At 47.6% G+C, this 11,949-nt stretch carries 2 protein-coding genes, 3 tRNA genes, 5 rRNA genes and 1 pseudogene; 10 read left to right on the forward strand and 1 reads right to left on the reverse strand.

All coding sequences use genetic code 11. The features are described 5' to 3' along the window. Nucleotides 1-129: 129 nt before the first annotated feature. The 10 genes from Vt282_RS01545 (at nucleotide 130) to Vt282_RS01590 (ending at nucleotide 10,485) form a co-directional block, all read left to right on the forward strand. Nucleotides 130-3,002, forward strand: a 23S ribosomal RNA gene (locus Vt282_RS01545). A gap of 86 nt (nucleotides 3,003-3,088) precedes the next feature. Then, nucleotides 3,089-3,202: ribosomal RNA gene (rrf, locus tag Vt282_RS01550) — 5S ribosomal RNA — on the forward strand. A 309-nt stretch (nucleotides 3,203-3,511) separates the two neighbouring features. Continuing rightward, a 16S ribosomal RNA gene (locus Vt282_RS01555) occupies nucleotides 3,512-5,058 on the forward strand. Nucleotides 5,059-5,122: 64 nt separating this feature from the next. Beyond that, a tRNA-Ile gene (locus tag Vt282_RS01560) sits at nucleotides 5,123-5,196 on the forward strand. Nucleotides 5,197-5,237: 41 nt separating this feature from the next. Further along, a tRNA-Ala gene (locus Vt282_RS01565) sits at nucleotides 5,238-5,313 on the forward strand. A 273-nt stretch (nucleotides 5,314-5,586) separates the two neighbouring features. Further along, nucleotides 5,587-8,457: ribosomal RNA gene (locus Vt282_RS01570) — 23S ribosomal RNA — on the forward strand. An 86-nt stretch (nucleotides 8,458-8,543) separates the two neighbouring features. Continuing rightward, nucleotides 8,544-8,659 (forward strand): 5S ribosomal RNA (rrf, locus tag Vt282_RS01575). The 16S, 23S and 5S rRNA genes sit together here with 3 tRNA genes alongside, the layout of an rRNA operon. A 44-nt stretch (nucleotides 8,660-8,703) precedes the next feature. Then, nucleotides 8,704-8,780, forward strand: a tRNA-Asp gene (locus Vt282_RS01580). Nucleotides 8,781-9,360: 580 nt separating this feature from the next. Beyond that, nucleotides 9,361-9,756 carry a hypothetical protein gene (locus Vt282_RS01585; RefSeq protein WP_162062382.1) on the forward strand — a complete coding sequence of 132 codons (396 nt, stop codon included), beginning with the start codon at nucleotides 9,361-9,363 and terminating at the stop codon, nucleotides 9,754-9,756. A 30-nt stretch (nucleotides 9,757-9,786) separates the two neighbouring features. Further along, nucleotides 9,787-10,485, forward strand: a complete 699-nt coding sequence (locus Vt282_RS01590; protein WP_162047258.1) for a DedA family protein — start codon at nucleotides 9,787-9,789, stop codon at nucleotides 10,483-10,485. A 109-nt stretch (nucleotides 10,486-10,594) separates the two neighbouring features. On the opposite strand, the pseudogene Vt282_RS01595 reads toward Vt282_RS01590, so the two are convergent. After that, a pseudogene (locus Vt282_RS01595) lies at nucleotides 10,595-11,866 on the reverse strand (cation:proton antiporter). Nucleotides 11,867-11,949 lie beyond the last annotated feature (83 nt).

Genomic DNA, 11,949 nt, shown 5'->3' on the forward strand with positions numbered 1-11,949 from the left:
TGAATACAACTAAAACACATTCAAGTGTTCTTGGAATTTGAGTCCGGCAAAATCGAGTCTGCATCATGTATAAAATTGCAGACAACTTTGGTGATTTGAACATCAACTCGAAACTCCTTCGGGTTGTATGGTTAAGTGACTAAGCGTACACGGTGGATGCCTTGGCAGTCAGAGGCGATGAAGGACGTATTAACTTGCGATAAGCCCAGATTAGGCAGTAAAAGCCACTTGAGTCTGGGATTTCCGAATGGGGAAACCCACTTATAAGTAAGTATCGTTACGTGAATACATAGCGTAACGAGGCGAACCGGGGGAACTGAAACATCTAAGTACCCCGAGGAAAAGAAATCAACCGAGATTCCGAAAGTAGCGGCGAGCGAAATTGGACTAGCCCTTAAGCTTTACACGCGTTAGACGAACGGTCTGGAAAGTCCGACGATACAGGGTGATAGTCCCGTAGTTGACGATGTGTGTTCAGTGAAATCGAGTAGGGCGGGACACGTGTTATCCTGTCTGAATATGGGGGGACCATCCTCCAAGGCTAAATACTACTGACTGACCGATAGTGAACCAGTACCGTGAGGGAAAGGCGAAAAGAACCCCTGTGAGGGGAGTGAAATAGAACCTGAAACCGTGTACGTACAAGCAGTAGGAGCAGGCTTTGTCCTGTGACTGCGTACCTTTTGTATAATGGGTCAGCGACTTATATTCAGTGGCAAGGTTAACCATCTAGGGGAGCCGTAGGGAAACCGAGTCTTAACTGGGCGTTCAGTCTCTGGATATAGACCCGAAACCAGGTGATTCAGCCATGGGCAGGTTGAAGGTTGAGTAACATCAACTGGAGGACCGAACCGACTAATGTTGAAAAATTAGCGGATGACTTGTGGCTAGGGGTGAAAGGCCAATCAAACCTGGAGATAGCTGGTTCTCCCCGAAAGCTATTTAGGTAGCGCCTCGGACGAATACTACTGGGGGTAGAGCACTGTTAAGGCTAGGGGGTCATCCCGACTTACCAACCCTTTGCAAACTCCGAATACCAGTAAGTACTATCCGGGAGACACACGGCGGGTGCTAACGTCCGTCGTGGAGAGGGAAACAACCCAGACCGCCAGCTAAGGTCCCAAATTATAGCTAAGTGGGAAACGATGTGGGAAGGCTTAGACAGCTAGGATGTTGGCTTAGAAGCAGCCATCATTTAAAGAAAGCGTAATAGCTCACTAGTCGAGTCGGCCTGCGCGGAAGATGTAACGGGCTAAGCTATAAACCGAAGCTGCGGCAATAACTTTTAGTTATTGGGTAGGGGAGCGTTCTGTAAGCCGTTGAAGGTGTGTTGTAAAGCATGCTGGAGGTATCAGAAGTGCGAATGCTGACATGAGTAACGATAAAGGGGTGAAAACCTCTCGCCGGAAGACCAAGGGTTCCTGTCCAACGTTAATCGGGCAGGGTAAGTCGACCCTAAGGCGAGGCCGAAAGGCGTAGTCGATGGGAAACGGGTTAATATTCCCGTACTTCTTACAATTGCGATGGGGACGGAGAAGGCTAGGTGGGCCTGGCGACGGTTGTCCAGGTTCAAGTGCGTAGGCTTAAGAGTTAGGTAAATCCGGCTCTTTTTAAGGCTGAGACACGACGTCGAGCTACTACGGTAGTGAAGTCATTGATGCCATGCTTCCAGGAAAAGCCTCTAAGCTTCAGATTGTAAGGAATCGTACCCCAAACCGACACAGGTGGTCGGGTAGAGAATACCAAGGCGCTTGAGAGAACTCGGGTGAAGGAACTAGGCAAAATGGTACCGTAACTTCGGGAGAAGGTACGCTCTTGACGGTGAAGTCCCTTGCGGATGGAGCTATTGAGAGTCGCAGATACCAGGTGGCTGCAACTGTTTATTAAAAACACAGCACTGTGCAAAATCGTAAGATGACGTATACGGTGTGACGCCTGCCCGGTGCCGGAAGGTTAATTGATGGGGTTAGACTTCGGTCGAAGCTCTTGATCGAAGCCCCGGTAAACGGCGGCCGTAACTATAACGGTCCTAAGGTAGCGAAATTCCTTGTCGGGTAAGTTCCGACCTGCACGAATGGCGTAATGATGGCCACGCTGTCTCCACCCGAGACTCAGTGAAATTGAAATCGCTGTGAAGATGCAGTGTACCCGCGGCTAGACGGAAAGACCCCGTGAACCTTTACTACAGCTTGGCACTGAACATTGACCCTACATGTGTAGGATAGGTGGAGGCTTTGAAGCAAGTACGCCAGTATTTGTGGAGCCGTCCTTGAAATACCACCCTTGTAGTGTTGATGTTCTAACGTCGACCCCTAATCGGGGTTACGGACAGTGCCTGGTGGGTAGTTTGACTGGGGCGGTCTCCTCCCAAAGAGTAACGGAGGAGCACGAAGGTGGGCTAATCACGGTTGGACATCGTGAGGTTAGTGCAATGGCATAAGCCCGCTTAACTGCGAGAATGACGGTTCGAGCAGGTGCAGCAGGTCATAGTGATCCGGTGGTTCTGAATGGAAGGGCCATCGCTCAACGGATAAAGGTACCCGGGGATAACAGGCTGATACCGCCCAAGAGTTCATATCGACGGCGGTGTTTGGCACCTCGATGTCGGCTCATCACATCCTGGGGCTGAAGTCGGTCCCAAGGGTATGGCTGTTCGCCATTTAAAGTGGTACGCGAGCTGGGTTTAGAACGTCGTGAGACAGTTCGGTCCCTATCTGCCGTGGGCGTTGGAGAATTGAAAGGGGCTGCTCCTAGTACGAGAGGACCGAGTGGACGAACCTCTGGTGTTCGGGTTGTGTCGCCAGACGCATTGCCCGGTAGCTAAGTTCGGAATCGATAACCGCTGAAAGCATCTAAGCGGGAAGCGAGCCTTGAGATGAGTTCTCCCTGATACTTTAAGTATCCTAAAGGGTTGTCGGAGACTACGACGTTGATAGGTCAGGTGTGTAAGTGCTGTGAGGCATTGAGCTAACTGATACTAATTGCCCGTGAGGCTTAACCATACAACACCCAAGGGGTTTTGATTGGACTCAAACTAGAACATTGAATGTGTAAGAACTGAAAACAGCTTTCCAGATTAAAGAATTTGCTTGGCGACCATAGCGATTTGGACCCACCTGATTCCATGCCGAACTCAGAAGTGAAACGAATTAGCGCCGATGGTAGTGTGGGCTTCCCATGTGAGAGTAGGACATCGCCAGGCTTTATTTCGCACTTGCTTATTTAATAAGCAAGTCACCATAAAGTTTTAAGAAAACTTAGAATTTTATGTTGACTTTCAAAGTGGGAAGCGTATTATACGCACCTCGCTGAGATGCTAAGGCATTGAAAGCAAAGCTCTTTAACAATATAAACCTATCAATCTGTGTGGGCACTCGTTGATGATCCAATTAGAAGCTTAGGCTTCAAATTGATTTCAATGAACTGAGTGACCAATTCGATACTAGTATCGGCACAGTCAATTCAACATTACTATGTAATGTAATCAGTATTCATTGAGTCACAAAATCTTAAATTGAAGAGTTTGATCATGGCTCAGATTGAACGCTGGCGGCAGGCCTAACACATGCAAGTCGAGCGGCAGCGACAACATTGAACCTTCGGGGGATTTGTTGGGCGGCGAGCGGCGGACGGGTGAGTAATGCCTAGGAAATTGCCCTGATGTGGGGGATAACCATTGGAAACGATGGCTAATACCGCATGATGCCTACGGGCCAAAGAGGGGGACCTTCGGGCCTCTCGCGTCAGGATATGCCTAGGTGGGATTAGCTAGTTGGTGAGGTAAGGGCTCACCAAGGCGACGATCCTAGCTGGTCTGAGAGGATGATCAGCCACACTGGAACTGAGACACGGTCCAGACTCCTACGGGAGGCAGCAGTGGGGAATATTGCACAATGGGCGCAAGCCTGATGCAGCCATGCCGCGTGTATGAAGAAGGCCTTCGGGTTGTAAAGTACTTTCAGTCGTGAGGAAGGTTCATGCGTTAATAGCGTATGGATTTGACGTTAGCGACAGAAGAAGCACCGGCTAACCGTGCCAGCAGCCGCGGTAATACGGAGGGTGCGAGCGTTAATCGGAATTACTGGGCGTAAAGCGCATGCAGGTGGTTAGTTAAGTCAGATGTGAAAGCCCGGGGCTCAACCTCGGAATTGCATTTGAAACTGGCTGACTAGAGTACTGTAGAGGGGGGTAGAATTTCAGGTGTAGCGGTGAAATGCGTAGAGATCTGAAGGAATACCGGTGGCGAAGGCGGCCCCCTGGACAGATACTGACACTCAGATGCGAAAGCGTGGGGAGCAAACAGGATTAGATACCCTGGTAGTCCACGCCGTAAACGATGTCTACTTGGAGGTTGTGGCCTTGAGCCGTGGCTTTCGGAGCTAACGCGTTAAGTAGACCGCCTGGGGAGTACGGTCGCAAGATTAAAACTCAAATGAATTGACGGGGGCCCGCACAAGCGGTGGAGCATGTGGTTTAATTCGATGCAACGCGAAGAACCTTACCTACTCTTGACATCCATAGAACTTAGCAGAGATGCTTTGGTGCCTTCGGGAACTATGAGACAGGTGCTGCATGGCTGTCGTCAGCTCGTGTTGTGAAATGTTGGGTTAAGTCCCGCAACGAGCGCAACCCTTATCCTTGTTTGCCAGCGAGTAATGTCGGGAACTCCAGGGAGACTGCCGGTGATAAACCGGAGGAAGGTGGGGACGACGTCAAGTCATCATGGCCCTTACGAGTAGGGCTACACGTGCTACAATGGCGTATACAGAGGGCTGCCAACTCGCGAGAGTGAGCGAATCCCAAAAAGTACGTCGTAGTCCGGATTGGAGTCTGCAACTCGACTCCATGAAGTCGGAATCGCTAGTAATCGTGGATCAGAATGCCACGGTGAATACGTTCCCGGGCCTTGTACACACCGCCCGTCACACCATGGGAGTGGGCTGCAAAAGAAGTGGGTAGTTTAACCTTCGGGAGGACGCTCACCACTTTGTGGTTCATGACTGGGGTGAAGTCGTAACAAGGTAGCGCTAGGGAACCTGGCGCTGGATCACTCCTTATACGATGATTATTGCGATGAGTGTTCACACAGATTGATGGTTTATAAAGTCAAAGAGACGATACTGGGTCTGTAGCTCAGGTGGTTAGAGCGTTCGCCTGATAAGCGAGAGGTCGGTGGTTCGAGTCCACTCAGACCCACAACCCCTTCCCAAGGAATTGGCCAACAGTATCAACAAGATGGGGCTATAGCTCAGCTGGGAGAGCGCCTGCCTTGCACGCAGGAGGTCTGCGGTTCGATCCCGCATAGCTCCACCATCTTTAAGCGCATTTACTTTTGAATAGAAAGTTGAGTGTTTTTAAAAATGGTTTCGAAAGAAATCAAGCTCTTTAACAATTTGGAAAGCTGACAAAACAACAATTTATTGTTGTTTGTAAAGTTCTCAAAGTATTCATTTATTGAATACAACTAAAAACACATTCAAGTGTTCTTGGAATTTGAGTCCGGCAAAATCGAGTCTGCATCATGTATAAAAATTGCAGACAACTTTGGTGATTTGAACATCAACTCGAAACTCCTTCGGGTTGTATGGTTAAGTGACTAAGCGTACACGGTGGATGCCTTGGCAGTCAGAGGCGATGAAGGACGTATTAACTTGCGATAAGCCCAGATTAGGCAGTAAAGCCACTTGAGTCTGGGATTTCCGAATGGAAACCCACTTACATAAGTAAGTATCGTTACGTGAATACATAGCGTAACGAGGCGAACCGGGGGAACTGAAACATCTAAGTACCCCGAGGAAAAGAAATCAACCGAGATTCCGAAAGTAGCGGCGAGCGAAATTGGACTAGCCCTTAAGCTTTACACGCGTTAGACGAACGGTCTGGAAAGTCCGACGATACAGGGTGATAGTCCCGTAGTTGACGATGTGTGTTCAGTGAAATCGAGTAGGGCGGGACACGTGTTATCCTGTCTGAATATGGGGGGACCATCCTCCAAGGCTAAATACTACTGACTGACCGATAGTGAACCAGTACCGTGAGGGAAAGGCGAAAAGAACCCTGTGAGGGAGTGAAATAGAACCTGAAACCGTGTACGTACAAGCAGTAGGAGCAGGCTTTGTCCTGTGACTGCGTACCTTTGTATAATGGGTCAGCGACTTATATTCAGTGGCAAGGTTAACCATCTAGGGAGCCGTAGGGAAACCGAGTCTTAACTGGGCGTTCAGTCTCTGGATATAGACCCGAAACCAGGTGATCTAGCCATGGGCAGGTTGAAGGTTGAGTAACATCAACTGGAGGACCGAACCGACTAATGTTGAAAAATTAGCGGATGACTTGTGGCTAGGGTGAAAGGCCAATCAAACCTGGAGATAGCTGGTTCTCCCCGAAAGCTATTTAGGTAGCGCCTCGGACGAATACTACTGGGGGTAGAGCACTGTTAAGGCTAGGGGGTCATCCCGACTTACCAACCCTTTGCAAACTCCGAATACCAGTAAGTACTATCCGGGAGACACACGGCGGGTGCTAACGTCCGTCGTGGAGAGGGAAACAACCCAGACCGCCAGCTAAGGTCCCAAATTATAGCTAAGTGGGAAACGATGTGGGAAGGCTTAGACAGCTAGGATGTTGGCTTAGAAGCAGCCATCATTTAAAGAAAGCGTAATAGCTCACTAGTCGAGTCGGCCTGCGCGGAAGATGTAACGGGGCTAAGCTATAAACCGAAGCTGCGGCAATAACTTTTAGTTATTGGGTAGGGGAGCGTTCTGTAAGCCGTTGAAGGTGTGTTGTAAAGCATGCTGGAGGTATCAGAAGTGCGAATGCTGACATGAGTAACGATAAAGGGGGTGAAAAACCTCCTCGCCGGAAGACCAAGGGTTCCTGTCCAACGTTAATCGGGGCAGGGTAAGTCGACCCCTAAGGCGAGGCCGAAAGGCGTAGTCGATGGGAAACGGGTTAATATTCCCGTACTTCTTACAATTGCGATGGGGACGGAGAAGGCTAGGTGGGCCTGGCGACGGTTGTCCAGGTTCAAGTGCGTAGGCTTAAGAGTTAGGTAAATCCGGCTCTTTTAAGGCTGAGACACGACGTCGAGCTACTACGGTAGTGAAGTCATTGATGCCATGCTTCCAGGAAAGCCTCTAAGCTTCAGATTGTAAGGAATCGTACCCCAAACCGACACAGGTGGTCGGGTAGAGAATACCAAGGCGCTTGAGAGAACTCGGGTGAAGGAACTAGGCAAAATGGTACCGTAACTTCGGGAGAAGGTACGCTCTTGACGGTGAAGTCCCTCGCGGATGGAGCTATTGAGAGTCGCAGATACCAGGTGGCTGCAACTGTTTATTAAAACACAGCACTGTGCAAAATCGTAAGATGACGTATACGGTGTGACGCCTGCCCGGTGCCGGAAGGTTAATTGATGGGGTTAGACTTCGGTCGAAGCTCTTGATCGAAGCCCGGTAAACGGCGGCCGTAACTATAACGGTCCTAAGGTAGCGAAATTCCTTGTCGGGTAAGTTCCGACCTGCACGAATGGCGTAATGATGGCCACGCTGTCTCCACCCGAGACTCAGTGAAATTGAAATCGCTGTGAAGATGCAGTGTACCCGCGGCTAGACGGAAAGACCCCGTGAACCTTTACTACAGCTTGGCACTGAACATTGACCCTACATGTGTAGGATAGGTGGGAGGCTTTGAAGCAAGTACGCCAGTATTTGTGGAGCCGTCCTTGAAATACCACCCTTGTAGTGTTGATGTTCTAACGTCGACCCCTAATCGGGGTTACGGACAGTGCCTGGTGGGTAGTTTGACTGGGGCGGTCTCCTCCCAAAGAGTAACGGAGGAGCACGAAGGTGGGCTAATCACGGTTGGACATCGTGAGGTTAGTGCAATGGCATAAGCCCGCTTAACTGCGAGAATGACGGTTCGAGCAGGTGAAAGCAGGTCATAGTGATCCGGTGGTTCTGAATGGAAGGGCCATCGCTCAACGGATAAAAGGTACCCGGGGATAACAGGCTGATACCGCCCAAGAGTTCATATCGACGGCGGTGTTTGGCACCTCGATGTCGGCTCATCACATCCTGGGGCTGAAGTCGGTCCCAAGGGTATGGCTGTTCGCCATTTAAAGTGGTACGCGAGCTGGGTTTAGAACGTCGTGAGACAGTTCGGTCCCTATCTGCCGTGGGCGTTGGAGAATTGAAAGGGGCTGCTCCTAGTACGAGAGGACCGGAGTGGACGAACCTCTGGTGTTCGGGTTGTGTCGCCAGACGCATTGCCCGGTAGCTAAGTTCGGAATCGATAACCGCTGAAAGCATCTAAGCGGAAGCGAGCCTTGAGATGAGTTCTCCTGATACTTTAAGTATCCTAAAGGGTTGTCGGAGACTACGACGTTGATAGGTCAGGTGTGTAAGTGCTGTGAGGCATTGAGCTAACTGATACTAATTGCCCGTGAGGCTTAACCATACAACACCCAAGGGGTTTTGATTGGACTCAAACTAGAACATTGAATGTGTAAGAACTGAAAACAGCTTTCCAGATTAAAGAATTTGCTTGGCGACCATAGCGATTTGGACCCACCTGATTCCATGCCGAACTCAGAAGTGAAACGAATTAGCGCCGATGGTAGTGTGGGGCTTCCCCATGTGAGAGTAGGACATCGCCAGGCTTTAAATTATGAACACTTGTCAGCGACGACAAGTAGTCCACTGCGGAGTGGTAGTTCAGTTGGTTAGAATACCGGCCTGTCACGCCGGGGGTCGCGGGTTCGAGTCCCGTCCACTCCGCCACTTATTTAACCCGATGCGAAAGCGTCGGGTTTTTTAATATCTGAAGAAAAGTTCCTTTTGCAAAGGAATCGACTCTCATCGGATTGCAAGTCCAGCCGCTCTGCCACTTATTGTAAAGCCCTCACTAGGCATGCCCGCAAGAAATAGCAGGGATTTTTCATATTCAACGAAAATGAACTTAGGACTCTATATCGTAAGTATCTGTTCAGCTTCAAAATTTGATAGTCGGAAACGTTCAGTGTTTTTGATGCTTCACTTTGAGAAGATACTGCTGAGTTAGTGGTTCTCAAATCGATTTTCTCTTTTATATACCCGCATCCGTAGTTAAGTGATCTGAATTCCAAGCGTTACTATTTATCATGATATTTTATGTAAGTAGGCATGTATAAAGCGTTTAATAATTTAAATGTGATCTTTTATCTCTATGATTATTAAGAGTAAATTTAATGGCATTTCTATTATTATAGTTATTTTGTCGTTTCGATAATTGATGCCTATTGAACTAATTTACTAGCGGCGCTAAAACCCAACTAGTATTGCTAATGTAGTACTTCGAAGTTTAATTGGGTGGAGAAAGGCTTTGCGTTTGATAGGTATGCTATCCGCGGTTTGTTTGACTCTGTTGCTAACTACGGCAGCGGACGACGAGCTATTGCCTAAACAATCTGACAATTATACGGCAGTTCATCAATTACAATCTTTCAAAGCTAGTTCTATTTATAGTATTGAGGCAAAGCGACACGCCAACCCTTTACATACGCTGATCAGCCGAAATATTCAAAAGCCAACTGAACGCCAGGGGCATGGTGCCTCATTCCTTCCGGTTAGTGATTCGATTTATGCGCAAACCAACTCAATCAATGGGCATTATTATCGACAGTATGATGTTGATGTGGCATTAAGAGTTAAACAGCATTATGAATCAAACCTAATCTATCGATTTATTCATAGCCGACATACACCACAGCTTGTTTGAATGTATTTACTTGGTTTATGAGGTTATAAAATGTTGGATTCAATTATTGATGTTTTGATGGCGCTTTGGCATCAGGACTTTACTACGCTAATGACACCAGGCAGCGCTGCTATGGTTTACTTTGTTGTTGGTGCTCTGATCTTTTTAGAAAGTGGCTTTATTCCTGCCGCACCATTCCCTTGCGATAGCGTTGTGGTGTTATCTGGTACGTTGGCAGCTGTTGGGGTGTTAGACCCTATACTTATTCTCATCTTGATTGCGACATGCGCTGCTCTTGGTAGCTGGTCCGCTTATGTTCAAGGACGCTGGTTAAACCGCTTACCTAAGGTTCAAGGCTGGGTTAATGCGGTTCCGCAAAAGCGCTTGCAGCAAGTCGATGTGTTGTTGGGCAAGCACGGTTTAGTGGCACTATTTTGTGCTCGCTTTATTCCTGTGGTGCGTTCTTTGCTACCGTTGATGATGGGTATGCGTGCGAATAAAGTGAATAAGTTCCATTATTTCGCTTGGTTGAGTGCGATTCTATGGACGTTGCTACTGTGTTCTTTCGGTATGTTATTACCGTTACTACCAGAAAATATAAGTAAGCTTGTAACGATGGGCCTTATGGCTGCGCCTGTGATTACATTAGCTACCGCTATTCTTGGTTTTGTTACCGTGAAAGTACGTAAAGCATGGCAAGAACAAAACGCCGCTAAAGTGAAAGCGACGACTGAGAACGTAAAGCATTGAGCTACTCTTAGGCTTTAGGTCTATGATGATCTAAAAGCTCATAAACCGATACGAACGAAAAAGGCAGCCTATTTGGCTGCCTTTATTGTATTTCTATCTAAGAGATTAGTCACAACTCTTTTTCTGCTTGTTTCGCTCGTTCAATCATAGGTGTAATGGTTGAACCTTGAATTAGAATCGAGAATACAACAACCGAATAAGTCATTACGAGAATGATCTCTTTTACGTCGATTAGCTTGTCTGGAATAACCCATATCCCTGCTGGGATTGAAAGGGCCATTGCTAGAGCTAAACCGCCCCGTAAGCCACCCCAAGTCAAAATGCGAGTCGACCATGGGTTGTAGCTTCTATAGCGCTTAAAGCCGATATAAGAGAAGTAGACACTTAAGTAACGACCAGTCAGAACTAATGGAATCGCAAATGCCATCAAGATGAAGTCTTCTTTGTGGAATTCAAACAGCAGCATCGACATACCGATAAGAAGAAATAGTACCCCATTGAGAAATTCATCAACCAACTCCCAGAAGTGATCGAGATGGTCTTCACTCTCTTTGGAAAATCCGATATGGCGAGTCCAGTTACCAATCATTATCCCCGATACAACCATCGCTAGGGGGCCTGATACATGCAATACTTCTGCAAAAGCATAACCAGCTGTTGGAATCCCAATAGTGAGGAGCAACTCCATTGAATGATCGTTGGTTGCACTGATTAGATAGTGGAAGATTAAGCCAAGTACAAATCCATAGACAATGCCGCCGATGGCCTCTTGCAGGAATAGCATACTCACACTACTAAACGTTGGTGCTTCGTTACCAAATGCTACTGTATAGATGGTAACGAAGATGACTAAGCCAAAGCCATCGTTAAATAGGGATTCACCTTCAATCTGAGTTGAAATGCGTTTTGGTGCATTAAGCTTTTTAACGATAGCCAGTACAGCGATTGGATCGGTCGGTGAAATGAGAGCTCCGAACAATAGACAGTAAACTAGGTCAAAATGGATACCGATTAACTGACAAAAACCGTATAGGGCAAAACCGATAAAAAATGTCGAAAAGAGAGTGGCACCTAAAGCGAGAACGGTAATTTCCATTTCTGATCTTTAAGGTTTGAAAGTTTGATTCCTAAACCGCCAAAAGTAGAAAGCCAAAATACCTTTGAGAAGAAAATCTTCAAAATTTATTTTGGCCATGGTGTGAGAGGCGATTTCGGAGAGCTGGAACCAATCATTTTGACCCGCAATTAGAATCAATAATGACAACATCATAGAACCAGCAGTGATAGCGATGGTGGTTTGCATTTTGCCTATTTTGCTATTTATAAAGGCAATCAGCATTGCAGCGGCGGACAAAAAACAGAGTGTGTAATAGACCGACATAACAGGCCTCTTGTAAGACTAATTATGACTAAGAATATTGTGCTTATCTGCAACAAATGGCAAACACTATTTTATCAACCTTA

Source organism: Vibrio taketomensis, from assembly GCF_009938165.1.
In the GTDB taxonomy this organism is placed as follows: domain Bacteria; phylum Pseudomonadota; class Gammaproteobacteria; order Enterobacterales; family Vibrionaceae; genus Vibrio; species Vibrio taketomensis.

Excerpts from the sequence above, each read along its gene's own strand:
- Vt282_RS01590 (WP_162047258.1), top strand. The coding sequence starts at position 9,787 with ATGTTGGATTCAATTATTGATGTTTTGATGGCGCTTTGGCATCAGGAC.